Consider the following 25,168-nt stretch of genomic DNA (forward strand, 5'->3'; position numbering starts at 1 on the left):
CCGGTTTTCGTACGCGAGCCATCGCCATGGCCGGGATAGCGACCATTCTCGGACCCGGGGGCTCAACACCCTCGGGTTTGGCCGGTCCTCGACCCAGGTCTGTTCCTTCTCCGGTCTCGTCCGGCACGACCATCGGCGCCATGGTCCTGCCGGGTGGCCGTCTTCTAGGTACTTCGGCTGATGCGTTGCTCGATCATCGCCCCCTCCCACAGCAAGCACGTCCGTGGATTGCGGCAGAGGGTCGGCCTGCTCTACGCCGTGCTGATCACAGCCAATGTCGCGGCGTGGCTCTGGGCCTATAGCCTGTTCGCAGGACAGCCTGCGCTGCTCTCGACCGCGCTGCTGGCCTACGTCTTCGGTCTGCGCCATGCGGTCGATCCGGACCACATCGCCGCCATCGACAACGTCACCCGTAAGCTCATGCAAGACGGTCAGCGGCCGGTCACGGTCGGCTTCTGGTTCGCGCTCGGTCACTCCACGATCATCGTCATCGCGGCCGCCGCGGTGGCCTTCGCGGCCCAGAGCCTGTTGACCGCCTCAGAAGGCTATCGGGAGCTTGGAAGCCTCATCAGTACGAGCGTCTCGGCCGCGTTCCTGATCCTCATCGGCGTGGTCAATCTCGTCGTACTCACCGGCGTCTGGCGTACCTTCCGGCAGGTGCGCCGCACGGGACGCTACGTCGTGGAGGATCTCGATCTGCTGCTTGCCAACCAGGGCTTGCTCGCGCGCCTTCTGCGCCCCCTGTTTCGCCTCGTGACCCGATCCTGGCACATGTACCCGCTGGGCTTCCTCTTCGCGCTGGGCTTCGATACGGCGACCGAGGTGAGCCTGTTCGGCCTCTCGGCGGCAGAGGCCAGCAGAGGGACCGGCATCGGGACGATTCTCGTCTTCCCAGCGCTGTTCACCGCCGGGATGGCGCTGGTGGATGCCACTGACGGTGTGCTGATGCTGGGCGCTTACAACTGGGCTTACGTGCAGCCGGTCCGGAAGCTGTTCTACAACCTGACGATCACCCTGGTCTCCGTCGCAGTCGCCCTCGTGATCGGCACGCTGGAGGCTCTCAACCTCATCGGCGACAAGCTCGGTCTAAAGGGAAGCTTCTGGACTTGGATCGGTGCGGTCAACGACAATTTTGGCGTTCTCGGCTTCGCCATTGTCGGCCTATTCGCGGCGGCATGGCTCCTGTCCTACTTGGTCTATCGCCTCGGCGGCTTCGACAAGATCGCGGCGACACCGGCCGACGCCGCCTGAGTTCTGTGAGGCTGTCGCAAAAGGCCCAATCCAGACGAAAATGCCTGCGGCAATTGACGCGTTGTTTCCGTATCGCCTAGCGTAAGCGCGACGGTTCCCCTCGGGGATCAAAAGGGAACGCGGTGAGGGTGCAAGCTCGATGCCGCGGCTGCCCCCGCAACTGTAAGCGGCGAGTCCTTCATCACGGCGTCACTGGGCGGCCTCGCCCGGGAAGACGATGAGAGGACAGCGACCCGTGAGCCAGGAGACCTGCCGTCAGCCGTGGTCACACGCGGAGCTTGCCGGGCGGGGTGTCCTGGGAGGTGTCGCGGCGCCGTGGTTCCCTTGAGGACGCGACCGCCGAGGCCTCGTTCGCGGTGACGTGCCACAGCCGTCCCCCGAGGCCGTCCCGTGTCCTGTTCCGTCCCCTCCGCGCTCCGGCGCACGCTGGCGCTGTCCTGCGCCGCATCCGCGCTGCTCGTCTCCATTCCCGCCTTCGCGCAGCAGGTCGCCGCGCCCTTCGCCGATGCCCAGGGAGGCGCGCAGGCCGCGGTCTCCCTGTCCGAGATTTCGGTCTCGGCCACAGGTGTGCCGACGCCGATTGCCAACACCGGATCGAGCGTCACCGTGCTCACCGACCGCCTGCTTCAGGAGCAGCAGCGCCGGACGGTGCCGGATGCCCTGCAGCAGGTGCCCGGCCTCAACGTCGTGCAGACCGGCGGCGCCGGCGGCCAGACCTCGGTCTTCATCCGCGGCACCAACTCGAACCACGTGAAGGTTCAGATCGACGGCATCGACGTCAACGACCCCTCGACCCCGAACCGCGCCTTCGACTTCAGCCAGTTGCAGACCTACGACCTCTCGCGGATCGAGGTGTTGCGCGGGCCGCAGAGCGGCCTCTACGGGGCCGACGCCATCGGCGGCGTCATCTCCGTCGTGACCAAGCGTGGCGAAGGGCCGGCTCAAGCGACGGCGACCGTCGAGGGCGGCTCGTTCGGCACGTTCAACCAGTTCGGCAACATCTCGGGCTCAGAGGGGATCTTCGACTACTCGGTGTCGGTCGGCCACATCCGGCAATCCGCCGTCCAGATCACCCCGTTCGAGCTACTACCCCGCGGCGTGCCGCTGCGGACCGCCTTCACCGACATCAAGACGGTCTCGACCAAGCTCGGGGCGCAACTTACCGACGCGTTCCGCCTCAATTACGTCCTGCGCTTTTCCGACAGCGCCTATCTCGACCAGGCCGATGGCGGCTTCTCGTACGTGCCGCTGCCGTACCGGAACCTCAACGACCAGCAGCAACTGATCATGAGGGGCGAGGCCGAGTGGACGCCGGTGCCGGGCTTCCACAACGTCTTCGGCGCGAATTACTCGAAGTTCGACTGCCTGTTCGCCGGCCCGCTCGACCCGCTCGCGCCGCCGACGCCCACCACCTACCTCGGTGAACGAACCCGGTTCGATTACCGTGGCGACTGGCAGGTCTCGCCCGGCAACCTCGTCCTGTTCGGGGCCCAGCGCGAGGATGAGCGCTTCGAGACGACCGGCATCGACCGGTCCAACGGCAACACCGCCGGCTTCGCCGAGCTTCAGACGACGCCCTTCGCGGGAGCCGCGCTGGTGGCCAACATCCGGCACGACGCGAACGACCAGTTCGGCGGCGCCACCACCTACCGGGTGGCGCCGAGCTACATCGTGCCCGGCACGGGGACCCGCTTGAAGGGCAGCGTCGGCACCGGCTTCAAGCCCCCGACCCTCAGCCAACTCTATCAGGATTACCCGGGCTTCCGCTTCTTCGGGAACCCGAACCTGCGGCCGGAGGAAAGCTTCGGGTTCGACGGCGGCTTCGAGCAGCCGCTGTTCGACGGGTTCATGACCGTGGGTGCGACCTACTATCAGACAGACTTCAAGAACCTGATCCAGACGGCCTACTACCCGACCTTCTCGACCAACGTGAATGTCGGCCGGGCGACCGCCTACGGCACCGAGAGCTTCGTCGCCCTGCGGTTCAACGAGTTCTGGAGCGGGCGGCTGGACTGGACCACCACGGTGACGAAGTACGAGATCGCCCACCAGGAGTTGCTGCGCCGGCCCCGCAACAAGGTCAGCGCGACCGCGATTTGGAACCTGATGTCGGGCCTGACCATGACCGGCACGCTCATCGTGCTGGGGTCGTTCGTGGACGGCAACCGCGACTTCTCCGTGCCGCGCCTGAAGGCCCCCGGCTTCACCCTGGTGAACCTGTCGGTCAACTACGCCTGGAGCGAGACCCTGACGGTGTTCGGGCGGATCGATAACCTGTTCGACCAGCGCTACCAGAACCCGACCGGCTTCCAGGGCCCGGGGCTCGCCGTCTACGGCGGCGTCCGCGTGACGTCGTTTTGAGGTCAAGGATGCTGTCACGCCTCGCGCTCGCCCTCGCGGTGATCCTGTCCGCCGTGCCCTCGGTCGCGGCGGCGGCACCCGTGCGTGTGGTCTCGATGAACCTCTGCGCCGACGAACTCGTCCTACGGCTGGCCGACCGCGATCAGGTGCTGGCGGTCACCTACCTTGCCCGTGATCCGCGTGGGTCGACGGTCGCGGCGGAAGCGGTCGGGTTGCCGGTGATGCGGGGGCTCACCGAGGAGGTCGTGGCCCTGAAGCCCGACCTCGTGATCGCCGGGGCCTTCACGACGCGCATGACGGTAGGCATGCTGAAGCGCGTCGGCGCCCCCGTGCTCGAACTCGGCGTGCCGTCCGACCTCGACGGCGTTCGCGCCCAAATTCGGCAAGTCGCGGCGGCGCTCGGCCACCCCGAACGAGGCGAGGCGATGGTCGCGGCGCTCGATGCGCGTCTCGCTTCCATCGTGCCGGCGAGGCAGCCCCTTCGCGCGCTGGTGATGCGTCCGAACGCCTTCACGGTCGCGCCCGGCGGGCTCGGTGACGCGCTGATCCGCGCCGCCGGCCTCGTCAACGTCTCGGCCGAGATCGGGCGTGACCGCTTCGGGCAGGTTCCCCTCGAAGAGGCAGTGCTGGCCAAACCGGACCTGATCGTGGTCGACGAGGGCGAGCCGGGCTGGCCTTCCTTGGCCGATACCCTTCTGCACCATCCCGTCTTCCAGGCCCTCGCGCGGGCGCACTGGACGGTCGACATCCCGAACCGCTTCTGGACCTGTCCAGGACCACAGGTCGCGGAGGTCGTGGCGCGCCTCGCCGACGCAGCGAATGCGCAGGCGCCCCGGCCATGAACGCTCCGGTCACCTCGCTCCGTCCAACGGCCTCCCGTCGCCTCGGCACACCGCGCGCCCGGCGAACTGTCATCGCCGTCCTCGGGCTGACCGCCCTCGCGCTGACGCTCGCCTCCCTTGCCATCGGCTATGCGCCGTTCGACGTGCCCGCCGCCTTCTTGGACCTCGTTGCCGGTCGCACGACGCTTCCATCCCTGGTCCTGTGGGAGCTTCGCATTCCGCGCGCCTTGCTCGGCGCCCTGGTCGGCTTCAGCCTCGGTCTGACCGGCGCGGCGATGCAGGGCTACCTGCGCAACCCGCTCGCGGACCCGGGAATCCTCGGCATCTCGTCAGCGGCGGCGCTGGGCGCGGTCATCGTCTTTTACGGCGGTTTCGCCGCCACCATGAGCCTTGCCCTGCCGCTCGGCGGTATCGCGGGCGCCGGCGTCGCCGCGCTCCTCCTGAACGCGCTCGCCGCCCGTGGCAGCAGCACCCTCGGGCTGATCCTCGCGGGAGTCGGGCTGTCGAGCCTGGCCGGGGCTTTGACCGCGCTGGCGCTGAACCTGTCGCCGAACCCCTACGCGGCCCTGGAGATCGTGTACTGGTTGATGGGCTCGCTCAGCGACCGCAGCCTCGACCACGTGCTACTCTGCCTGCCGCTGATGGCTGTCGGCTGGGCGCTGATGCTGTCCACCGGCTCCGCCCTCGACGCCCTGACGCTCGGCGAGGACACCGCCGCGAGCCTTGGGGTCGGCCTAGTCTCCGTGCGCCTGCGTCTCGTCACCGGTGCGGCCCTGGCCGTCGGCAGCGGGGTTGCGGTCTCGGGTGCCTTCGGCTTCGTCGGCCTCGTCGTGCCGCACCTGATGCGACCGCTCGTCGGCGCCCGTCCCAGCGCCAGCCTGCTGCCGAGCGGCCTCGCGGGGGCGGTCCTGGTCCTTGCGGCGGATATCGGCGTGCGCCTGCTCGCCACCCGGCCGGAACTCAAGCTTGGCGTGGTAACGGCGCTGATCGGGGCGCCGTTCCTGATCGTGCTGCTCCTGCGCAGTCGCGGGAGGCGGGCATGAGCCTCGCCCTGCAGGACGCCCGGGTGACGCTGGATGGCCGGACCATCCTTTCGGACATCGGTCTCGCCCTGGAGCCCGGCCGCTTCGTCGGGTTGGTCGGCCCGAACGGGGCCGGCAAGACTACGCTTCTTCGCGTTCTGGCGGGGCTGATCACCCCGAACGGGGGTCGGGTCACCCTCGACGGTCGTCCGTTGTCCGCCTTGGCCCGCGAGGAGCGTGCCCGCCGCATCGCGGCTCTTTTCCAGGGGGCTGGCGTCGGCTGGCCGATGACGGTTTACGAGATCGTGGCGCTCGGCCGGCTGCCGCACCGTCGTGCGTTCTCGTCCCTGGCCGAAGCCGACGAGGTTGCGGTGGCGCGAGCGATGGCGCGGACAGACACCGCCCATCTCGCCGCCCGAGCCGAGCCGACCCTTTCCTCGGGCGAGCGCATGCGCGCGTTGCTCGCCCGGGCGCTCGCGGTCGAGGCGCCGTGGCTTCTCGTCGACGAGCCGGTCACGGCCCTCGACCCGGCACACCAACTCGACGCGATGGCGCTTCTGCGGTCCATCGCGCGAGACGGCACCGGCGTCGTCGCCGTGCTGCACGATCTGACGCTTGCGGCCCGGTTCTGCGACCGCATCGTCGTGCTGGCGGATGGCCGCCTCGTTGCCGACGGCACTCCGGAGGAGGCCCTGAGCGATGTCCTGCTGGCGGGGGCGTTCGGCGTCACCGCTGAGCGGGGCTGGGCTTGCGACGGAACACGATACATCCTGCCCTGGGCGCGATCCGGGGCTACGACGATGGAGGAACGCGATGACGTCACCAACGCAGGCTGACGCGGTCACGACCCTGCTCCGAGAAGCGCTGGCCGATCCCGCCACCGCCTGGAGCCTCGGCAGCTTCGGCGCCATCGCCGAATTCATGCGCGATCCCGACGAGGCCACATCGTCGCTGCCGGACGGGCGCATGGGCCTGTCGACGGAGCGGGGCGCCATCGCGCTCCTACCCTGCCCCGATCTCCGCCCGGTGGCCTACGAGACCGCCGTCACGTCAGGCTGGAACCACGCCGTCGCCCTGTGCCTGCCGGAGGCAAGTTGCGCCATGAACTTGCGCGGCATGGTGACCGAGCTTGGCCCCGACCGGGACGCCGCCTGCGAACGGGACCAGGACGCCATTCTGTTCGACCTCGGCCTCGGTCTGCTCGCGGTGGATGCCTGCGTCCGCACGAGCGACCCGGAGGCCATCGCCTGCCTTCGGTCCGGCGTCGGGCTTCCCCTGTTCGACCCTGCCAACCCCATCGGCCGCCAACTCGTGGCGCTGAGCCCTCACCGGGTGTTCCTCGCCCGGATCGGCCGCATCGAGGTCTACGCGCCGATCCCGGGGCCCGGCGGCACCAGCCCGGAGGGTCCCCACACACATGTCCTGCCTAAACTCTTGCGCGGTGGCCGCACGCATGCGGCGACCACCCCGATCCCGGCGGGCTGGGTCCCCTGTGCCGGCATTCATCCGGCTCATCCCTACAAGGACATGATGGGCAAGCGGATCGCCTTCAACGTCGCCCGGCACGACGCCTTTCAGGTCCTCCTCGACCGTTGGGGCGATCCGGACCTGCTCGCGGCCAAGCGCGGCGGGGACCTTGGCCCGGACAGTCCCGTGTCGAACCGTCACGCGCAAGCCGCCCGCCGCGTCGCCGAAGTCCAGGCGCACTATCTCCGTGGAGAGACTGTCGCGGCCGATCCCGAGAGCGATGAGGACGAGGATGTCACCCACCATGCCTGATCCCGCCTTCCATGGACGGTAAGGCCCCCCTGCGCCGGCAGAGGGTGGTGGGGCTGATCGGGTGCCCCGGTGCGGGCAAGACGACCTACGCGCGTCGGTTTTTCGACCCGATGCAGGGCTGGGTGCACCTGACCCTGGACGACCTGCGTCAGACCCTCTGGCCCCCGGACCGCCAGGTCTACTGGCAGGTGCGACGGACGGGGTGGGACGAGGGGGCCCACAAGCTCCTCCACGGCGTGAAGGTCGCCGCTTTGGATGCGGCCCTGGCAGCGGGATTCAGCGTGGTGATGGCCGACACCCACCTGACCCGGGAGGTGTTCGAGGCCGAGCTCCAGGTCATCGAGCGGCGTGGCCTCTCGGTCGAGTGGAAGGTGTTCGACCTGTCCTGGGAGAACCTGCTGGCCCGCAACGAGGCACGCGGTGAAACCGACCCGTCGCATCGTCAGCCGGAGACCATCCTGCGGTTGGCCTACGACACGTTCCGCTCGCCGGACGCTTGGTGGCGCTTACTCCCATCGGATCAGGTCGAACTCATCGAGCTTTGAGCCGTGCTTTTTGTGATGGACTGTAATTCGACCATCGCTGAGACGCCATTGGACCGTCCGCTTTTGAGATGCTGTTAAGCTCTGCTGAGCAGTAGCAATGGGCGCGAAGCCGAACGTCCGTCTCGGAATGTGCGATGCAGTTCGGTGAGATTTTCCGCCGATAGTGACTTGCCAGGGCGCAGCGTTGCCTTGAGATTTACCGTGCTACCTTAAAGACATAAGTGTTCGCAGCTCCGTTCGGACTGGCGCGCCATTGTCTCAAATCCAGCGACATTTGCAGCCAGGAAGCTTCGGTGGTAGCCGCAGATTCCTCGCGGCATCACGAGATGACTGGCCATGGGCCTGCTGGATGGATTGCTCGGTCATGGCTCGGCCGTCGATGGGGCCTCGCTCGAGCGGAGGCTGGACGGGATCCTGATCGAGGGTGAGACGGCGCGGCTGGCCTTCAAAATCATCCGTGACGTCTTCGTTTTTACCGAACGCCGGGTCATCCTGATCGACGTCCAAGGCGTGACCGGCAGCAAAGTGGAATTCCTCTCGGTTCCCTATCGCGCCATCACCCGATTCTCGGTCGAGACGGCCGGCACGTTCGATCTCGATGCCGAACTGAAGATCTGGGTGTCGGGCGCAGCGGAGCCGATCCAGCGAACCTTGAAGAAGGGCGCGGATGTCCGGGGCATTCAGCGTGCTCTGGCGGAAGGCGTCTTGCGGTGATCGACAGGAGCACCGTTACCGTCATGATCTCCGGCGGCTTCGCGCTGGCCTACCAGACGGCCCTTCCCGACTTTCAGCGTCGGACGGGGATCACGGTCGAGACGCTGTCGGGGGCCTCCCAGGGCAACGGCCCGAAGACGATCCGCCATCAGCTGGCCCACGGGGCCGAGGTCGACGTCGTGATCCTCTCGAACGAGGGGCTGCACGAACTCGCGGCAGACGGCCGGGTCGCCGAGGGGACGGCCGTGGAACTCGCGACGGCTCCCCTCGCCGCCGCCGTGCGCACCGGGGCGCGCAAGCCCGATGTCAGCTCGGTCGCGGCGCTGACCCGAACCCTGTCCGAGGCGCGCCTGATCGGGGTACCCGGCAGCACCAGCGGTCTTTTCATTCAGACCGACATTCTCCCGGCCCTCGGCATCGCCGAGACGGTGCGATTGAAGGTTTATCCGAGGGGAACGGATTCGACCGCTGCCCTCGCCGCGGGGGAAACGGACATCGCGCTGGGGCCCATCAGCGAATTGGTCAACATCCCCGGTGTCGAGCCCATCGGGCACCTGCCCGACGCGGTGCAACTCGTCCAAACCTTCACGGCGGCCGTCGTAGCGGGCGCGCGGCACCCCGATGCCGCGAAGCGCTTGATCGTGTTCCTTCAATCCGACGAGATGAGTGGCGCGATCAGAAGTGTGGGCATGGAGCCGGTGCGGCCGTAGGCCCCTCGTTTCAGCCTTGCAGGCTCTCGGCGAAGTCTTCGGGGATGTCGCCCCATTGGCCGAGGATGGTCACGCTTTCCAATTCGCCCGTCTCGTCGTCGGCGACCACCTTCAGCGCGGCCGCGCCCGGCATGCGCTTGGCCAGATTCTCGGCCTTCTTGACCGCGCCGCTCTCCGTCTGGGCCTGCTCCTGGCGGGCGGGCCTCAGGCGTTTGCGGTGAAGCTCGAACGGCTGCACCACGTAGCTCGTCTTCATCGCCATCGGCGGTCGGTCCTGTCCTGAAAGCTCAATGGCGGCGGTCGAGGGCGGCGACGTAGAACCCGTCCGTTCCCGTGCGCAGCGGCGTCATCTGCACACCGTGGGTCGTATGGCGAATGGCATCGCTCAAGGAGGCCGGAGCCCCAGCCAGCAAATCGGCGGCGAGAACCGGCGCAAAGTCCTTCCGCCGCGAGAGCAGCGCGGCCACCGCGTCGTCGTTCTCCGAGGGGAACAGCGAGCAGGTGACGTAGACGACGCGTCCCCCCGGCCGCACGAGGCTCGCCGCGCGGTCGAGCACCGCCGCCTGCTCCGCGTGGCGGGTCGCGAGACTGCCGGGACGAAGGCGCCACTTCGCGTCCGGGTTGCGGCGCCATGTGCCGGAGCCCGTGCAGGGCGCATCCACCAGCACGCGATCCACCGTGCCGTCGAGGTCGGCGATCACGTCGGCGCGCTGCTTTCCGCCGCGCGGCGTGCGCACCTCGGCCTGAGCGCCGGAACGGCGCAGACGCTCGTGGATCGGGGCGAGGCGGCGCGGGTCACCGTCGGTGGCGATCAGCCGGCCGGCGTTGCCCATCGCGGCGGCGAGGGCCAGGGTCTTGCCGCCCCCGCCCGCGCAGAGGTCCACGACGGTCTCGCCCGGCTTCGCCCCGGCGAGCAGGGCCGCGAGTTGCGAGCCCTCGTCCTGGATCTCGTACCAGCCGTCGAGGAACTCCGCCTCGACATGGAGGGCCGGGCCGCGCCCGTCGGCGCCGACGGGCACCCGCAGACCCTGCGGCGCGTGCGGCGTCGGGGCGGCGCCGTAGCCTTCGAGAGCCGAGAGGATGGTGTCGCGCGGGCCGCGCAGGGCGTTGACGCGCAGGTCGAGGGGCGCGCGGCGGGCCAGCGCGCGCAGTTCCGGAATCAGGTCGACGCCGAGTGCGGCTTCGAGGTCGGGCAGGACGAAGGCCGGGGCGTCGCCCGCGATCTCCGGCGGGGCGTCGTCGAGAATCGCGGTCTCGATGCGCGTGCGCTCCTCGGCCGTGAGGGCGGGTGGGGCGTAGCCTTCGCCGGAGAACAGGGCGGCGATCGAGGGGGCAGCGAGGCCCTGCTGCAGGCGCAGGGAGCCGATCACGATGGCGCGCGGCGTGTCCGCGCCCATGATCCAAGCGGCGGAGGCGCGGCGGCGCAGGGCATCGTAGACGAGGCTCGCGATGCCGGCGCGGTCGCCGGAGCCGGCGAAGCGGTGGGCGAGGCCCCAATCCTTGAGGGCGTCGGCGGCCGGGCGGCGGCGCTCGGTGATGTCGGACAGGACTTCGATGGCGGCAGCGCAGCGGGCGGCGGGGGTCAGGGGATCACTCCTCGAATCGGTCGGGTTCGCAACGGGTTGTTCAGGGCGATAGCCCCGAAGTCGACGGCGCGGAAGGGGTTTCGCGGCGGCCACGATAAGGCCAAGCTTTGGCGCGACGATGGATGGTCATGCCTCGCGTCCCGTTCGGGCGGCGGGCCTGCACCGGAGTCGCAACGTCCATGTCGTCCCACACTCGAATCGTCAGCCGGATCGTCCTGCTCGGCTTCGCCACGTCGCTGCTCGCCGCCTGCGCCACCGCGCCGGCCGCCACCGACCTGACGCCGCCCCCTCGCCGGCCCGTCGATGCCAAGACGCAGCTGGAATACGGCAACCCGCCCCCGCCGCCCCCGCGCTACTGATCCCGCACGGGCGGCGCTCCGGCGCCGTCCTTCACGGGGCCTTGGTCTCGCGCGCCCGGCGCGCCTCGTAGGCCTTCAGGCCGGTATAGGCGAGGTCGAGCATCGGCGTCGCGATGCCCTGCGCCTCGCCCCGCGCGATGAGATCGCCGATCACATGGTCGGCCTCGATGCGGCCCTTGCCCTCGATGTCGCGCAGCATCGACGCCGTGAAGGTCGAGCCCGCCGCCGTCAGTTGCCCCCTTGCGCCGGCAGCTACCTTCTCGCGCGGGGCGAAACCCGACGCGTCGGCGATGGCGGTGCATTCTTCGTGCAGGGCCGTCAGGAGGGCGGTGCCGCCCGGCGCGGCGACGATGTCGCCGATGGCCGCGCGCATCAGGGTCGTTCCGGAAGCGAGCGTCGCGAGGAAGACCCACTTCTCCCACATCTCCAGCTGGATGCGGTCGGAGAGGCGCGGCTGGAACTTCGGCGCCGCCGACTTCATCAGCGCATCGACCGAGGCAATGCGGTCGGTCGTGCCGCCGTCGCGCTCGCCGTAGGTGATGCTGCACAACTCGCTCATGTGTCGGATCGTGCCCTCCGGCGTCAGCATCGCCGCGATGGCGCAGCTTCCGCCGAGCACCTTCGCCGCGCCGAACCGGGCATCCAGCGCGTCGAGATGGGCCATGCCGTTCAGCACGGGCAGGATCGCGGTCCCCTCCCCCACGGCCGGTGCGACGTCGGCGATGGCCGCATCGAGGTCGTAGGCCTTGCAGGACAGGAGAACGAGGTCGAACGCCCCGACCTGCGGAAGGTCGGTGGCGGTAATCGTGCGAGGCTCGCGCAGGTGGAGGTCCCCGAGGGGGCTGGCCACCTTCAGCCCCTCGGAGGCCAGCCGCGCGGCGCGGGCCGGGCGGACGAGGAAGGTGATGTCGGCGCCGGCCTCCGCGAGGCGCGCGCCGTAATACCCACCCGTCGCACCCGCTCCGACCACCAGCGTCCGCATCGGCCTCATCCTTCGTTCGTCAGGTCCGGGAGGGGTAGTTGGGGCTTTCGCGGGTGATCGTCACGTCATGGACGTGGCTCTCGCGCAGGCCCGCATTGGTGATGCGGATGAACTGCGCCCGCTCCTGGAACTCCGGCACCGTCGCGGCGCCGACATAGCCCATCGCCGCGCGCAGGCCGCCTGAGAGCTGGTGCAGCACGGCGGCCACCGGGCCCTTGTAGGGCACCTGACCCTCGATGCCCTCCGGCACGAGCTTGTGCGTGTCGCTCACCTCGGCCTGGAAGTAGCGGTCGGCCGAGCCGCGCGCCATGGCGCCCACCGAGCCCATGCCGCGATACGACTTGTAAGAGCGGCCCTGGTGCAGGAACACTTCGCCGGGGGCCTCGTCGGTGCCCGCAAGCAGCGAGCCGAGCATGGCGACCGAGGCGCCCGCCGCGATGGCCTTGGCGAGGTCGCCCGAGTACTTGATGCCGCCATCGGCGATCACCGGCACGCCGGCTTCCGAGGCGGCCTCGACGGCTTCCATCAGCGCGGTCAATTGCGGGACGCCGACGCCGGCCACGATGCGCGTGGTGCAGATCGAGCCCGGTCCGATGCCGACCTTGATGGCGTCCGCCCCGGCATCGATGAGCGCCTGGGCGCCCTCGCGGGTAGCGACGTTGCCCGCCACCACCTGCACGGCGTTCGAGAGCTGCTTCACCCGGCGCACGCTATCGAGCACCTTGATCGAATGGCCGTGAGCGGTGTCGACAACGATGACGTCGCAGCCGGCATCGATCAGGCGCTCGGCCCGCTCGAACCCGCCATCGCCGGTGGTCGTGGCGGCGGCGACGCGTAGGCGGCCTTGCTCGTCCTTCACTGCGTTCGGGTAGGCGACCCGCTTCTCGATGTCCTTCACCGTGATCAGGCCGATGCAGCGGTAATGGTCATCGACGACGAGAAGCTTCTCGATACGGAATTGGTGCAGGAGGCGCTTGGCCTCGTCCTGCGTCGTGCCCTCGCGGACGGTGATGAGCCGGTCGCGGGTCATGAGTTCGGACACGGGCTGGCTCGCCTCGGTGGCGAAGCGCACATCGCGGTTGGTGAGGATGCCGACGAGCTTGCCGCGATTGCCGTTCGGCCCACGCTCGACCACCGGGATGCCGGAAATGCGGTTCGCCCGCATGATCTCCAGGGCGTCCGCCAAGGTCTCGTCGGGGTGGATGGTGATGGGGTTCATCACCATGCCGGACTCGTACTTCTTCACGAGGCGGACCTGAGCGGCCTGCTCCGGCGGCTCGAGGTTGCGGTGGATGACGCCGAGGCCACCCATGGCGGCCATGGCAATGGCCATCGGCGCCTCGGTCACGGTGTCCATCGCCGAGGACATGATCGGCATGTGGAGGGCGATGGTGCGGGTGAGCCGCGAGGCGATGTTCACCTCGGTCGGCATCACCGACGAGGCGGCGGGCCTCAACAGCACGTCGTCGAAGGTCAGGCCCTCGATGATCGACGCGGAACTGAGTCGGGCCATGTGCCAACGGTCCTTGAAGCGAGCGGCGCGGGTCGCGCCGCGGGGAGCGGGTTGGCAAGTGGCCCTATCACGCAAGATGCAGCCACGCCAATGCGAGGATGCCGCGATGCGGTAGGCTTGTGTGCATGGCTGGCAGGCGCGGAGGCCTCAGCGCGCGGGGACGGCCGGTCCCTTGTCCGCGTATTCGGGCGGCAGGCCGATATAGTCCGCCGCGATGCCATCGATGCCGGGCGCCCGACCGAAGGCCTCGCAATCGGGATCGAGGGGGGCCTCGCCGAGGATCGTCACGCGGATGCGGTCCCAGGTCGGCAGGGTGTTCGGGGCCAGGAACGGGTCCTCGCCACGGGCCATGAAGTACCCGAAATCCTGCCCGAACTCGCCCGCGAGGTCGTACGGATCACTGGAGGCCGCGAAGCGCGGCTGGCTCGTGAAGGAGTTGGCGGCGCCGCCCCAAACCATCGCGGCCCTCTGCTGGTGGCGGCGGTCCAATGCCTCGGCCTCGACGGTGAGGCTGCCGAGGCCGATGGGCAGGCGCGGGATCGGGATGCGGCCGATGCCGTCCGCGAAGCCGACGCCGAGTTGCGAGGCGATGCTCACCGCCGCCGAGCCGGCGATGGTGCCGCCCGCGCCGATGAGGTTCGTGGGCTCCACGTGCGTCACCTGGGCCCGGACGGTGAGGTCCGCGTCGCGGCTCGTCACGATGTCGTAGCGCAGGGAAAGATCGTAGCAGAGCGCCCGGTCGGCCGCGTTGGCGATGAGACGACGGTCGGCGGCCGTGAGCGGCCCCGACCCCAGAACCTCGGCGGGGAAAGAGGTCGGAATGATGCGCACGGTGCGCGCGCGCTCGACGGCCGGCCTGTCGATGTAGAGCCGCGCCTCGGTGGCGGTGGCCGCGGAACGCTGGAGCCGGTCGTAGCGCGTGAGCGATCCGGAAGAGTTGATGATCACGGTGCCGCATGCCGCGACCCCCGTCATCAGGGCCGCCGCAGCCAACAGGCGAGACAAGGCGCGACGGTCAGGCCGGCTGGATTGCATCCGCTCTCTCAATATCACGCTCTCGGTGGAGCGCCCGCCACGCGGGCCGGACGGCGCAACGCCGGTCCTTGCCGAAAGCTTATCCGTCACGCCCCCGTGAGGATAGCGGCCAAGCTACCTTGGCTATGCCGCCACGCTCCGGCTGTGGCTTCGCGGATACAATTCTGAAACGCCCAGATGGAAAACGCCGCAACCCCACATGGCCTTGCGCGTCTCCCGTCCGATGCCCCGTTCCCTGACCCTCTCCCAACGGATCGTCCCCCTCACGGTGGCGACCGCCCTCTTCATGGAGAACACCGACTCGACGGTGATCGCCACGGCGCTGCCGAGCATCGCGGCGAGCCTTCACGAGGACCCCATCGCTCTGAAGCTCGCGCTGACGGCGTATCTCGTCAGCCTCGCAATCTTCATTCCCGTCAGCGGGTGGGCGGCCGACCGGTTCGGGGCTCGCACCGTGTTCCGCGCCGCGTTGTGCGTCTTTCTGGCGGGGTCGCTGGCCTGCGCCGGGGCGAACGGTCTCGGCGGGTTCGTGGCGGCCCGCTTCCTCCAGGGGATGGGCGGGGCGATGATGGTGCCGGTCGGGCGCCTCGTGGTGCTGCGCTCCGCGCCCAAGGCGCAACTCGTCACCGCCCTCTCGTATCTGACCCTGCCGGCCATGGTCGGGCCGGTGATCGGGCCGCCCCTCGGCGGGCTCATCACCACCTGGCTCGACTGGCGCTGGATCTTCTTCATCAACGTGCCCATCGGCATCGTCGGGTTCATCCTCGCGACGCTCTACTTCGAGGACCTGCGTGAGGAGGAGCGCCCGCCCCTCGACGTGCTGGGCTTCCTGCTGCTCGGCGCCGGTCTCGCCTCGCTGATGCTGGGCCTTGCGTCGCTGGGGCGGCACCTGCTGCCGGCTTCCGTCACCTGGGGATGCTTCGCCGCCGCCTGCCTGCTGCTGCCGGGCTACTTCTGGCATTCGCGGCGCGTGGCGCATCCGGTCGTGCGTCTCGACCTGCTGCGCTACCCGACCTTCCGCGCGGCGGTGACGGGCGGAAGCCTGTTCCGTATCGGCACGGGGGCCATTCCCTTCCTCCTGCCGCTGATGCTGCAGATCGGCTTCGGGCTCGATGCCCTGCGCTCCGGCCTCATCACCTTCGCGGCGGCGGCGGGGGCGATGTTCGTGAAGACGATGGCGCCCGCGATCCTGCGCCGGTTCGGCTTTCGGCGGGTGATGGTGGTGAACGCCGTGCTGGCCTCGGCCTTCTTGGCGGTCAACGGGCTCTTCACGGCGCAGACGCCCCATCTCGTGATGCTGGCGGTCCTGTTCGTCGGCGGGTGCTGCCGCTCGGTGCAGTTCACCTGCGTGAACGCCATCGCCTATGCCGACCTCGACAAGCCGCAGATGAGCGCCGGGACCAGCTTCGCCAGCGTGGCGCAGCAGCTTTCGCTGAGCCTCGGCGTCACCTTCGGGGCGCTGGCGCTGGAAGGCACGGCGGCCTTCCATGGGCGGACGGCGATCGAGGCGTCGGATTTCGGCCCGGCCTTCCTGGCGGTGGCCGTCATCTCGCTGCTGTCGGTGTTTCCCTTCCGCGCCCTAGCGCCGGAGGCCGGCGCCGAGGTGTCGGGCCGGCAGATCGCCGCGACGCCGTCGAACGCGGCGCCGGGGCGAAGCTGAGCCTCAGGCCGCGCGGGCCTGGGGCGCGCGGCGCCCGCCGCCGGACTTCGCACTCGACTTGGAAGCGGGCTTCGCGCGCGGCGCGGGTGTGCCCATGCGCCAGCCTTGCCAGCTCCACGCCCCCGGGCCGGTCATCGCATAGAGGAGGTAGCCGCCCGCGAGGCCGAGATCGGCCAGCATGAGCGTCCGCTCGGCCACCAGGGCCGGGCCGGTGAACTGCCAGAAGGCGTGGAGCACGCAGGCCGTCGCGGCGGAAAACAGCGCCAGCGCGAGGCCGGTGAGGCGCGGCAGCACCCCGAGGATGAGCGCGAGCGGCCCGAAGACCTGCACCACGACCGCCGTCGTCGCGACGGCATTCGGGAACGGCATGCCGGCTCCGGCGAGCGTCAGGGCGAAGCCGGAGACGTTCAGGGCGCGGGCGATGCCGGTGGGCAACAGGGCCGCCGCCAGCAACAGGCGCGCGGCCAGAAGGGTGGCATCGTTGGCGCGGGCGAGCATGAGGGTGAGTCCGGGGCGCGAGGAAGTTCCTCAGACTCGCGGCTTCGATTGAACGCCCCGTTAAGCGCAACCGTAAATCAGGTGGATGACCCGGGCGCGAACAGGCGCCCGCGCTCCGTCCACGCGACCACGAGGAGGGCGAGGCCGCCGAGGGTGGCATAGCCGATGCCGATGGGCATCACGGTGCCGTCGAAGGCGTGGCCGATCAGGTAGCCGCACAACGCGCCGAGGATGGTGGTGTAGCAGCCGAGGAACGACGAGGCCGTGCCCGCCACCGCGCCGAGGGGTTCGAGCGCCAGGGCGTTGAAGTTCGGCATGGCGAAGCTGATGAGGAACTGGTTCGCCGCCAGCACGCCGAGGAACAGGGCCAGCGGCGGGTGTCCGTCATAGGCGAACCCCAGCGCCACCTGCCCCAGCCCGACGATCGTGAAGGCCAGAGTCCCGGCCTGCGAGAGCGTGCGCATCCCGAGCCGGCGCACGACGCGGGCGTTGATGAGCGTCGCCGCGCCCATGGCGCCCGCCACGAGGCCGAAGGCGACGGGAAAGAGCGGCCCGAGCTTGTAGAGCCCCGTGTCGAACACCTGCTGCGCCGAGCCGACATAGCCCATGATGCACCCCGTCAGCAGGCCGAGCGCCGTGGCGTAGCCGACCGCGACGCGGGTCGAGAGGGTGAGCCGCACCGCCTGCGCCGTCGCCTTGAGCGAGAGGGGGCGGCGGTATTCCGGGTGCAGCGTCTCCGGCATCCGCCAGCCGAACCACGCCGTCACGATGAAGGCGAGGATCAGCATCGAGACGAAGACGTAGACCCACGAGCCGAAGGCCAGCATCGCGCCGCCGATGGCCGGGGCGATCATCGGCACGATCAGGAACACCATCATGATGAGGGACATCACGCTCGCCATCTCGCGCCCGGCGAAGCGGTCGCGCACGATGGCGGTGGAGAGCACCCGCCCGCCGGCCGCGCCCATGCCCTGGATGACCCGCGCCGCAAGCAGCCAACCGAAGCTCGGCGCCAGCATGGCGAGGACGCAGCCCGCGACGTAGACGGCGAGGCTCGCCATCAGCACCGGGCGCCGCCCGAGGGCGTCCGAGAGCGGCCCGTAGATGATCTGCGCCGGCCCGAAGCCGAGCATGTAGACGTAGACGAGAAGCTGGAGGTGGTTCGGATCGGTGACGCCGAACCGCGTTTCGATGGCCGGGAAGGCCGGCAAAAGATTATCGATGGAGATCGCCGTCACCGCCATCATGAGGGCGACGATGGCGACGAACTCGGTGAAGCCGGGCCCAACCCAGGCGCGGCGGGTTTCGGCGGCCTTCACGGTCGGAAGGGCATCGGACAAGGGGCGACTCGCGAAACAGGAAGGCCGGACGGCTCACCGCCTCGGCGCGTGTCCTTCTAACGCTCATCGCCCCGCGCGGGCCGCAGTTCAGGCCGGCTGCGGGCGCATCCCGACTTCGGCCTCGGGCCGGCGCCCGACGAAGAGGGACATCATCGCCGCGACGAGGCAGAGGATGCCCGCCGCCACGAAGGCCTGGGTGTAGGTCCCGCTGCCTGTGCGGGCCACGCCCGCGAGCCACGCCGCGGAGGCCGCGCCGATCTGGTGCGCGGCGGCGATCCATCCAAACATCAGCGCGGCGTTGCCCTCGCCGAAGGCCTTGCCCGCGAGGTTCACCGTGGGCGGCACCGTGGCGATCCAATCGAGCCCGTAGAACACGGCGAAGAGCGACAGGCCGTAGAAGCTCAGATCGAACGAGTAGGGGAGGAAGATCAGCGAGAGCCCGCGCAGGGCGTAGTACCACGCCAGCAGCTTGCGCGAGTCGAACCGGTCGGTGAGCCAGCCGGAGGCCGTGGTGCCGACGAGGTCGCAGATGCCCATCAGGGCCAGCAGGCCGGCGGCGGTGACTTCCGGGATGCCGTGGTCGAAACAGGCCGGGATCAGGTGCGTGCCCACGAGGCCGTTGGTCGAGGCGCCGCAGATGAAGAACGTGCCGGCCAGCAGCCAGAAATCCTTCGAGCTCAGGCCCATGGCGAGGCCACGCAGCGCCCGCTTGGCCGGGTTCTCGGTGAGCACCGGAACCGGCTGGAGCGCCGTTTCGCCGTAGCGCGGCAAGCCGAGATCGGACGGCCGGTCGCGCAGCAGCAGCCAGACCAAGGGCACGAGGACGAGCGTCGCCGCCGCGACGGTGAAGGAGACCGTCCGCCAACCGTAATCGACGGCGAGGTGGGCCAGGAGCGGCAGGAAGACCAATTGGCCGGTGGCGCTGCTGGCGGTCAACAGGCCGATCACGAGGCCCCGGCGCTGGCCGAACCAGCGCCCGGCCACCGTGGCGCCGAGCACGTTTGCGACCATGCCGGAGCCCGAGCCGACGACGAGGCCCCAGAGGAGCATCATCTGCCAGGGCGTCTGCATCAGGCTGGTGGCGCTGGTGCCGACGGTGAGGACGAGCAGCGCGCTGCAGACCGAGGCGCGCAAGCCGAACCGCTCGATGATCGCCACCGCGAACGGGCCGATCATCCCGTAGAGGAAAATGTTGATCGCAATGGCGATGCCGATCGTCGCCGCGCTCCAGCCGAACTCTTTCTCCCAGGGCACGATGAGCACGCCCGGCGTCGCGCGCACCCCGGCTCCGACGAGAAGCACGACGAACGTCACCGCCGCGATCACCCAGGCGTAATGGAAGCGTGGGGCCGGGCGGGTCTCGGCGGAAGAGGTCATGGTGTCGGGTCTCCCGCGCTCATGCGCGCAACGCTTCGGCCAGCGACCGCACCGAATCGGGATCGATCCGCTGCGCCAGTTGCTCCTGAGCCGCCTGCCAATGCGGCTTTGCCTCCGCGAGGGTGGCGCGGCCGGCTTCCGTCAGTTCGGCCAGGCGGCTGCGCGCGTCGTTCTCCCCCGTGCCGACGCGCACGAGACCGCGCCGCTCCAAGGGGTCGAGGTTGCGCGCCATGGTGGTGCGTTCGAGGTCCGCCTCGGCGGCCAGCCGGGTGACGGGCAGCGGCCCGCAGCGGTCGAGGATTCTCAGGATGGCGTATTGCGTGACCCGCAGCCCGGTCGGCTTCAGCGCCTGATCGTAGAGGGCCGTGGCGGCACGGGCCGCCCGACGCAGCGCGCCGCAGGTGCAGAGGTCTCGCTCCAGGGCCGGGGGCGCGTTCATGGATGCGTGTATATGCACCTAACTGCCGTCGAGCAAGCGGGTGACGGATCGCCGGGATCGACTCCCCCGCCCTGGCGGGTGTCATCGACTCGCTGAACGGCTCTGGTAACGCTCAGTCCGTCTGCAAACCCGGTACGGGAGACTCGCATGACCCTCGAGACCGCCACCGCCCTCTCCTCCCACGAAGAGCGCAGCGCCCGGACGGGGCTCATCGATGCGGCCGCCGATCTCGTGACCGGCCAGGGCGGGCCCGGCGGCTTCGTGCGCGACCTGTTCGGCCGCGTCCCGCCGGAGGACTTGTCGCCCTACCCGGCCGATGCCTTGGCCGACCTCGCGGGCCGCGCGCGGGAGTTCCTGGCCGCCCCCCGCCATCCGGGCGACCCAGCGCGGCTGAGGCTGTCCGATCTTACGCTTCCCCGCGACGGCAAGCAGCGGGACGTGACGGTGCTCGAAATCGTCAACGACAACCGCCCGTTCCTCCTCGATTCGACGCTGGCGGCGCTGACCTTCCACGGGCTGACGGCGCAACTCGTCGCCCATCCGATCCTCGGCGTCGAGCGCGACGCGAACGGCGGCCTGATCCGCGTCGTGGGCGAGACCACCGCCGACGCCCACGGCACGCTGGCGCGGGAGAGCCTGCTCCACATCCATCTGGATCGCCTGGAAGGCGAGGCACGCAAGTTCCTCGAAGCGAGTCTCGTCCAGGTCCACCACGACGTCGCCCACGTCGCCGCCGACCACGAGAAGATGCGGGCGCGACTCGACGACCTCGCGGCGAGCTACGGGCGGACGCCGTCGCCCCTCCCGGAGGCCGAGACCAACGAGGCCCGCGCCTTCCTCAACTGGCTGGCCGACGGCCATTTCACCCTGCTCGGGATGCAGGAACACGGCATTCAAGGCGACCAGCATCCGCTCGTGCCCGATACGAGCCTCGGCGTTCTGCGCGATCCGGGCACGGCGGTGCTGCGCCGGGGCGGGAGCCTCGTGGACTACACGCCCGAGATCCTCGCCTTCCTCGAAGAGCCGCAGGCGCTCATCATCACCAAGGCCAGCGCCCGCAGCCGCGTCCGCCGGTCGAACCATCTCGACTATATCGGGGTGAAGCTGTTCTCCGCCGCCGGCAAGCTCGCCGGCGAGGTGCGGATCGTCGGCCTGTTCACGGCGGCGGCCTATGCCAGCCCCGCCCGCGAGGTGCCGGTGATCCGCCGCAAGGTGGAGGCGGTTCTCGCCCGCGCCGGGCTCGACCCGACGAGCCATGCCGGCCGCAGCCTCCTGGCGGTGCTGGAGACCTACCCGCGCGACGACCTGTTCCAGATCGACATCGAGCGGCTGACGCGCTTCGCCCTCGGCATCGTGGACCTCGCCGACCGGCCGCGCATCCGCGTCCTGTCCCGGCCCGACCGGTTCGGGCGGTTCGTCTCGCTCCTCGTCTACGTGCCGAAGGACCGCTACGATTCGGGCATCCGCGCGAAGATCGGCGCCTATCTCGCGCAGAGCTACGGCGGCCGGCTTTCCGTCGCGCAGCCGGACTTCCCGGAAGGGCCGCTGGCGCGCACCCACTACATCATCGGCCTGTCGGAGGAGGCGCCGCCGGAGCGCGACCCCGCCACGCTGGAAGCCGGGATCGCCGCCATCGTCCGCACCTGGGCGGACGGATTGCGCGCCGCCCTGGCCGAGCGCGGCCGTGCGCGGGGGCTCGCTACACGCTACGCCGAGGCGTTCTCGGCTGCCTATCGCGAAAACTTCGTGCCGGAGGTGGCGGTCGATGACGTCGCGACCCTCGATGCCTTGAGCGACACCAACCCCCGCGCCGTCTCCATCGGCCGGCGGGAGACGGACCCGCCCTCGCAGATCCGCTTGAAGGTCTTCTCGCGGGGCACCGCCATCGCCCTGTCGGACCGGGTGCCGGGGCTCGAAAACCTCGGCTTCCGCGTCATCAACGAGCGGACCTATCGCGTCGAGCCGCCCGGCACGGGCGAGGCGGACCGGATCTGGCTGCACGACATGCTGATCGAGCGCGCGACCGGCACGCCCATCGACGTGCCCGCGCTGGAAAAGCCCCTCGAAGCGGCGATGCTCGCCATCGCCGACGATCTCGCGGAATCCGACGGCTACAACCGCCTCGTCCTCGAAGCCGCCCTCCCCTGGCGCGAGGCCGCACTGCTGCGCGCCTTCGGCCGCTACCTGCGCCAGCTGCGCATTCGCTACGGGCAGGATTACATCGCCGGGACGCTCGCCCGGCACGCGGGCATCACCCGCGATCTCGTCGCCCTGTTCCATGCCCGCTTCGACCCCGCGGCCGAGGGCGACCGCGACGCGGCGCAGGCGGACATCCGCGCGCGGATCGAGGCGGCGCTCGCCGAGGTCACGAGCCTCGACGACGACCGCATTCTGCGGCGCTTCGTGAACCTGATCGAGGCGGCGATCCGCACGAACTTTTTCCAGACGGACGAGGCCGGCGCCCCGCGCGGCACGATCAGCTTCAAGTTCGCCTGCGCCAAGGTGTCGGGGATGCCCCTGCCCCGGCCGCTCTTCGAGATCTTCGTCTATTCGCCCCGGGTCGAGGGCGTGCACCTGCGCTTCGGCTACGTCGCGCGCGGCGGTCTGCGCTGGTCCGACCGGCCGGAGGATTTCCGCACCGAGATCCTGGGCCTCGTGAAGGCGCAGCAGGTGAAGAACGCGGTGATCGTGCCGGTGGGCGCCAAGGGCGGCTTCTTCCCGAAGCGCCTGCCCCCGGCCTCCGACCGCGCCGCCTGGATGGCGGAGGGCACCGAGAGCTACCGGATCTTCATCCGCACGCTCCTCGAACTCACCGACAACATCGTGGACGGCGAGATCGTCCCACCGCCGAACACCGTGCGGCAGGACCCGGACGACGCCTATCTCGTCGTCGCGGCGGACAAGGGCACGGCGACCTTCTCCGACATCGCCAACGCCATCTCCATCGAGAAGGGCCATTGGCTGGGCGACGCGTTCGCCTCCGGCGGCAGCCAGGGCTACGACCACAAGGGCATGGGCATCACGGCGCGGGGCGCCTGGGAGGCGGTGAAGCGCCACTTCCGCGAGATGGATCTCGACACCCAATCCGACCCCTTTACCGTGGTCGGCGTGGGCGACATGTCGGGCGACGTGTTCGGCAACGGGATGCTGCTCTCGAAGACGATCCGACTCGTCGCCGCCTTCGACCACCGCGACATCTTCCTCGACCCGAACCCCGATGCGGCGACGAGCTTCGCAGAGCGCGAGCGGCTGTTTGCCCTCGGCCGGTCATCCTGGGCCGACTACGACAAGGCGCTAATTTCCTCCGGCGGCGGGGTCCTCTCCCGCAGTCTCAAGACTATCCCCCTTTCCGCCGAGATCCGTGCTGCGCTGGCCTTCGACCGCGCCGAGGCGACGCCGGCCGAACTGATGCAGGCGATCCTGAAGGCCCCGGCCGACCTGCTCTGGTTCGGCGGGATCGGCACCTATATCCGCGCCACCACCGAGACCGACGAGGATGCCGGCGACCGGGCGAACGACGCGATCCGCATCGCCGCGCCGGAATTGCGCGCCAAGGTGATCGGCGAGGGCGCCAATCTCGGCCTCACCCAGCGCGGGCGTATCGAAGCGGCCCGCTCCGGCGTGCGCCTGAACACCGACGCCATCGACAACTCGGCCGGCGTGAACACCTCCGACGTGGAGGTGAATATAAAGATCGCCCTGATGGGTCCCGAGCGCGACGGACGCCTGACCTACGACGCGCGTAACGAACTCCTCGCCGCCATGACGGAGGAGGTTGGGCACCTCGTCCTGCGCAATAACGAGTTGCAGACTCTCAGCCTATCCCTCGCTCAGCGCGGCGGGCTCGGCGAGACCGGCTTCGCCATGCGGACCATGCAGGCGCTGGAAGCCGAGAACCGGCTCGACCGGTCGGTAGAATACCTGCCCGACGATGCCACCCTCACCGAGCGGATGCGCCGAGGCGAGGGCCTGACCCGGCCGGAATACGCGGTGCTCCTCGCCTACGCGAAGCTGTCCCTGCACGATGCGATCCTCGCGAGCGCCGTGCCGAACGACCCGTATTTCGACCGCGAGGTGCAGCGCTACTTCCCGAAGGAGTTGCGCGAGCGCTTCCCCGACGCGATCAAGGGCCACCGCCTGCGCCGGGAGATCATTGCGACGGCGCTCGCCAACATCATCGTCAACCGGGGCGGCCCCTCGCTGGTGACGCGCCTCGTGGATGGCACCGGGGCGGATGCCGCCACCATCGCCAAAGCCTACGCCGCGACGCGGGACGCCTTCGGGCTGATGGAACTGAACCTCGCCATCGACGGGCTGGCGGGGCGGATCGGGGGGCAGGCGCAACTCGGCCTCTACGCCGAGGTGCAGGAGGTCCTGGCGAACCGCATCGTCTGGTTCATTCGCAACCTCGACCTGTCGGGCGGCCTCTCGCCCATCGTCGCCCGTTACCGGGATGGCGTCGCGGCGGTGGAGGCGGCGTTGCCTCAGGTGCTGGGCGAGGACGCACTCGCCGAAGTCGAAGCCCGCGAGGCCGAACTCACCGAGCGCGGCATGGCGCAGCCCCGCGCCCGCCGCCTCGCCAGCCTGCGGGCGCTGGTCTCCGCGCCGGACATCGTGCGCGTCGCCGAAACGAGCGGGCGGCCGGTGGAGGAGATCGCCTCGACCCACTTCGTACTGGAGCGCGAGTTCGGCCTCGACGCTTTGGCCGCCGCCGCGCGGACGGCGCCCGTGTCGGACACGTTCGACCGCATCGCCCTGGAACGGGCGGTTGCCGGCATCGCCTCCGCTCACCGCCGGCTGACGGCCGAGGTCGTGGCGGATATCGGCGCCGGCCCGGAGGCGGTGGCCGCCTGGGTGAAGGCGCGGGGGCCGGCGCTCGCCCGCATCCGCGACGCGGTGGAAGGCATCGCCGCCTCGGACCTGACGGTGTCGAAGGCGACCGTCGCCGCGAGCCTGCTCGCGGATCTGGCGCGGGCCAATTGACGGCAAACGCAGCATTCCCGTGTCGGGAAAGCTCTCGACAGCCGCGATAGCAATGGATGGATTGCCTCCGAACGATCTCGGGGGCTTAGCGCCGTTGACCGGCCATTAACCGTACCCTGCTACGACCAATTAACCATGATGGTCGGCAGCAATCAGCGCTGTCATTTCGGCT

At 69.7% G+C, this 25,168-nt stretch carries 21 protein-coding genes and 1 riboswitch; of the genes, 12 read left to right on the forward strand and 9 right to left on the reverse strand.

The annotated features are described in order from the left end of the window. Positions 1–180 precede the first annotated feature (180 nt). From AAHF99_RS16720 to AAHF99_RS16760, 9 genes are all read left to right on the forward strand, one after another. The gene (locus AAHF99_RS16720; RefSeq protein ID WP_342165645.1) at positions 181–1,251 is read left to right on the forward strand and encodes a HoxN/HupN/NixA family nickel/cobalt transporter; all 1,071 of its coding nucleotides are present in this window, start codon (positions 181–183) and stop codon (positions 1,249–1,251) included. 74 nt (positions 1,252–1,325) lie between these two features. Then, positions 1,326–1,522, forward strand: a riboswitch (cobalamin riboswitch). Positions 1,523–1,641: 119 nt separating this feature from the next. Further along, entirely contained in the window at positions 1,642–3,612 is a 1,971-nt protein-coding gene (locus AAHF99_RS16725) for a TonB-dependent receptor plug domain-containing protein (protein WP_342165646.1), read from the forward strand. Between the two features lie 8 nt (positions 3,613–3,620). Further along, a complete protein-coding gene (locus AAHF99_RS16730; protein WP_342165647.1) occupies positions 3,621–4,454 on the forward strand; it encodes an ABC transporter substrate-binding protein in 834 nt (277 codons plus the stop codon). Then, positions 4,451–5,497, forward strand: coding sequence for a FecCD family ABC transporter permease (locus tag AAHF99_RS16735; RefSeq protein ID WP_342165649.1), 1,047 nt, complete (start codon positions 4,451–4,453; stop codon positions 5,495–5,497). The genes AAHF99_RS16730 and AAHF99_RS16735 overlap by 4 nt, the downstream gene beginning before the upstream one ends. Next, a complete protein-coding gene (locus tag AAHF99_RS16740) occupies positions 5,494–6,312 on the forward strand; it encodes an ABC transporter ATP-binding protein (RefSeq protein WP_342165650.1) in 819 nt (272 codons plus the stop codon). The genes AAHF99_RS16735 and AAHF99_RS16740 overlap by 4 nt, the downstream gene beginning before the upstream one ends. Beyond that, positions 6,290–7,255, forward strand: coding sequence for a DUF6925 family protein (locus tag AAHF99_RS16745; RefSeq protein ID WP_342165651.1), 966 nt, complete (start codon positions 6,290–6,292; stop codon positions 7,253–7,255). The genes AAHF99_RS16740 and AAHF99_RS16745 overlap by 23 nt, the downstream gene beginning before the upstream one ends. 11 nt (positions 7,256–7,266) lie before the next feature. Beyond that, entirely contained in the window at positions 7,267–7,800 is a 534-nt protein-coding gene (locus AAHF99_RS16750) for an AAA family ATPase (protein ID WP_342165652.1), read from the forward strand. A gap of 336 nt (positions 7,801–8,136) precedes the next feature. Next, positions 8,137–8,514, forward strand: a complete 378-nt coding sequence (locus AAHF99_RS16755; protein ID WP_243955820.1) for a PH domain-containing protein — start codon at positions 8,137–8,139, stop codon at positions 8,512–8,514. 23 nt (positions 8,515–8,537) lie between these two features. Beyond that, positions 8,538–9,224, forward strand: a complete 687-nt coding sequence (locus tag AAHF99_RS16760) for a substrate-binding domain-containing protein (protein WP_342165653.1) — start codon at positions 8,538–8,540, stop codon at positions 9,222–9,224. Between the two features lie 10 nt (positions 9,225–9,234). Here the strand turns inward: AAHF99_RS16760 and AAHF99_RS16765 are convergent, their stop codons facing one another. Together AAHF99_RS16765 and AAHF99_RS16770 are read right to left on the reverse strand one after the other, a co-directional pair. After that, complete coding sequence (locus AAHF99_RS16765; protein ID WP_342165655.1) at positions 9,235–9,486, reverse strand: hypothetical protein; 252 nt, start codon at positions 9,484–9,486, stop codon at positions 9,235–9,237. 25 nt (positions 9,487–9,511) lie between these two features. Continuing rightward, a complete protein-coding gene (locus AAHF99_RS16770) occupies positions 9,512–10,810 on the reverse strand; it encodes an RsmB/NOP family class I SAM-dependent RNA methyltransferase (RefSeq protein ID WP_342165819.1) in 1,299 nt (432 codons plus the stop codon). A 179-nt stretch (positions 10,811–10,989) separates the two neighbouring features. On the opposite strand from AAHF99_RS16770, the gene AAHF99_RS16775 reads away from it, so the two are divergent. Continuing rightward, entirely contained in the window at positions 10,990–11,169 is a 180-nt protein-coding gene (locus tag AAHF99_RS16775) for a hypothetical protein (protein WP_342165656.1), read from the forward strand. A 31-nt stretch (positions 11,170–11,200) separates the two neighbouring features. Here the strand turns inward: AAHF99_RS16775 and panE are convergent, their stop codons facing one another. The 3 genes from panE to AAHF99_RS16790 form a co-directional block, all read right to left on the reverse strand. Next, positions 11,201–12,151 (reverse strand): 2-dehydropantoate 2-reductase, encoded by a 951-nt coding sequence (gene panE / locus AAHF99_RS16780; RefSeq protein WP_342165657.1) that lies wholly within the window; start codon positions 12,149–12,151, stop codon positions 11,201–11,203. A gap of 19 nt (positions 12,152–12,170) precedes the next feature. Then, positions 12,171–13,664: an IMP dehydrogenase gene (guaB, locus tag AAHF99_RS16785; RefSeq protein WP_243955810.1), complete on the reverse strand. Its 1,494-nt coding sequence runs from the start codon at positions 13,662–13,664 to the stop codon at positions 12,171–12,173. A gap of 147 nt (positions 13,665–13,811) precedes the next feature. Continuing rightward, positions 13,812–14,699, reverse strand: a complete 888-nt coding sequence (locus AAHF99_RS16790; RefSeq protein ID WP_342165659.1) for a DUF3313 domain-containing protein — start codon at positions 14,697–14,699, stop codon at positions 13,812–13,814. 223 nt (positions 14,700–14,922) lie between these two features. On the opposite strand from AAHF99_RS16790, the gene AAHF99_RS16795 reads away from it, so the two are divergent. Beyond that, positions 14,923–16,359, forward strand: a complete 1,437-nt coding sequence (locus tag AAHF99_RS16795; RefSeq protein ID WP_342165660.1) for an MDR family MFS transporter — start codon at positions 14,923–14,925, stop codon at positions 16,357–16,359. A 3-nt stretch (positions 16,360–16,362) separates the two neighbouring features. Here AAHF99_RS16795 and AAHF99_RS16800 read toward each other — a convergent pair whose 3' ends face one another. The 4 genes from AAHF99_RS16800 to AAHF99_RS16815 all read right to left on the reverse strand — a co-directional run bounded on the left by AAHF99_RS16800 (position 16,363) and on the right by AAHF99_RS16815 (position 20,013). Further along, positions 16,363–16,857: a DoxX family protein gene (locus AAHF99_RS16800; RefSeq protein WP_342165661.1), complete on the reverse strand. Its 495-nt coding sequence runs from the start codon at positions 16,855–16,857 to the stop codon at positions 16,363–16,365. A gap of 77 nt (positions 16,858–16,934) precedes the next feature. Continuing rightward, complete coding sequence (locus AAHF99_RS16805; RefSeq protein ID WP_412759907.1) at positions 16,935–18,101, reverse strand: multidrug effflux MFS transporter; 1,167 nt, start codon at positions 18,099–18,101, stop codon at positions 16,935–16,937. Positions 18,102–18,284: 183 nt separating this feature from the next. After that, positions 18,285–19,574 carry an MFS transporter gene (locus AAHF99_RS16810; RefSeq protein WP_342165663.1) on the reverse strand — a complete coding sequence of 430 codons (1,290 nt, stop codon included), beginning with the start codon at positions 19,572–19,574 and terminating at the stop codon, positions 18,285–18,287. A gap of 19 nt (positions 19,575–19,593) precedes the next feature. Further along, entirely contained in the window at positions 19,594–20,013 is a 420-nt protein-coding gene (locus AAHF99_RS16815; RefSeq protein ID WP_342165664.1) for a MarR family winged helix-turn-helix transcriptional regulator, read from the reverse strand. A gap of 147 nt (positions 20,014–20,160) precedes the next feature. Here AAHF99_RS16815 and AAHF99_RS16820 point away from each other — a divergent pair, with 147 nt between their 5' ends. After that, complete coding sequence (locus AAHF99_RS16820; RefSeq protein ID WP_342165666.1) at positions 20,161–24,996, forward strand: NAD-glutamate dehydrogenase; 4,836 nt, start codon at positions 20,161–20,163, stop codon at positions 24,994–24,996. Positions 24,997–25,168: the final 172 nt, after the last annotated feature.

Source organism: Methylobacterium litchii (assembly GCF_038442315.1).
Lineage (GTDB): Bacteria > Pseudomonadota > Alphaproteobacteria > Rhizobiales > Beijerinckiaceae > Methylobacterium > Methylobacterium litchii.

What these genes read in the sequence shown, in the direction of transcription:
- AAHF99_RS16720 (WP_342165645.1), top strand. Translation starts at nt 181, where the DNA reads ATGCGTTGCTCGATCATCGCCCCCTCCCACAGCAAGCACGTCCGTGGA.
- AAHF99_RS16730 (WP_342165647.1), top strand. Translation starts at nt 3,621, where the DNA reads ATGCTGTCACGCCTCGCGCTCGCCCTCGCGGTGATCCTGTCCGCCGTG.
- AAHF99_RS16735 (WP_342165649.1), top strand. Translation starts at nt 4,451, where the DNA reads ATGAACGCTCCGGTCACCTCGCTCCGTCCAACGGCCTCCCGTCGCCTC.
- AAHF99_RS16740 (WP_342165650.1), top strand. Translation starts at nt 5,494, where the DNA reads ATGAGCCTCGCCCTGCAGGACGCCCGGGTGACGCTGGATGGCCGGACC.
- AAHF99_RS16745 (WP_342165651.1), top strand. Translation starts at nt 6,290, where the DNA reads ATGACGTCACCAACGCAGGCTGACGCGGTCACGACCCTGCTCCGAGAA.
- AAHF99_RS16750 (WP_342165652.1), top strand. Translation starts at nt 7,267, where the DNA reads ATGGACGGTAAGGCCCCCCTGCGCCGGCAGAGGGTGGTGGGGCTGATC.
- AAHF99_RS16755 (WP_243955820.1), top strand. Translation starts at nt 8,137, where the DNA reads ATGGGCCTGCTGGATGGATTGCTCGGTCATGGCTCGGCCGTCGATGGG.
- AAHF99_RS16760 (WP_342165653.1), top strand. Translation starts at nt 8,538, where the DNA reads ATGATCTCCGGCGGCTTCGCGCTGGCCTACCAGACGGCCCTTCCCGAC.
- AAHF99_RS16765 (WP_342165655.1), bottom strand. Translation starts at nt 9,486, where the DNA reads ATGGCGATGAAGACGAGCTACGTGGTGCAGCCGTTCGAGCTTCACCGC.
- AAHF99_RS16775 (WP_342165656.1), top strand. Translation starts at nt 10,990, where the DNA reads ATGTCGTCCCACACTCGAATCGTCAGCCGGATCGTCCTGCTCGGCTTC.
- panE (WP_342165657.1), bottom strand. Translation starts at nt 12,151, where the DNA reads ATGCGGACGCTGGTGGTCGGAGCGGGTGCGACGGGTGGGTATTACGGC.
- guaB (WP_243955810.1), bottom strand. Translation starts at nt 13,664, where the DNA reads ATGGCCCGACTCAGTTCCGCGTCGATCATCGAGGGCCTGACCTTCGAC.
- AAHF99_RS16790 (WP_342165659.1), bottom strand. Translation starts at nt 14,699, where the DNA reads ATGCAATCCAGCCGGCCTGACCGTCGCGCCTTGTCTCGCCTGTTGGCT.
- AAHF99_RS16795 (WP_342165660.1), top strand. Translation starts at nt 14,923, where the DNA reads ATGCCCCGTTCCCTGACCCTCTCCCAACGGATCGTCCCCCTCACGGTG.
- AAHF99_RS16800 (WP_342165661.1), bottom strand. Translation starts at nt 16,857, where the DNA reads ATGCTCGCCCGCGCCAACGATGCCACCCTTCTGGCCGCGCGCCTGTTG.
- AAHF99_RS16805 (WP_412759907.1), bottom strand. Translation starts at nt 18,101, where the DNA reads ATGGCGGTGACGGCGATCTCCATCGATAATCTTTTGCCGGCCTTCCCG.
- AAHF99_RS16810 (WP_342165663.1), bottom strand. Translation starts at nt 19,574, where the DNA reads ATGACCTCTTCCGCCGAGACCCGCCCGGCCCCACGCTTCCATTACGCC.
- AAHF99_RS16815 (WP_342165664.1), bottom strand. Translation starts at nt 20,013, where the DNA reads ATGAACGCGCCCCCGGCCCTGGAGCGAGACCTCTGCACCTGCGGCGCG.
- AAHF99_RS16820 (WP_342165666.1), top strand. Translation starts at nt 20,161, where the DNA reads ATGACCCTCGAGACCGCCACCGCCCTCTCCTCCCACGAAGAGCGCAGC.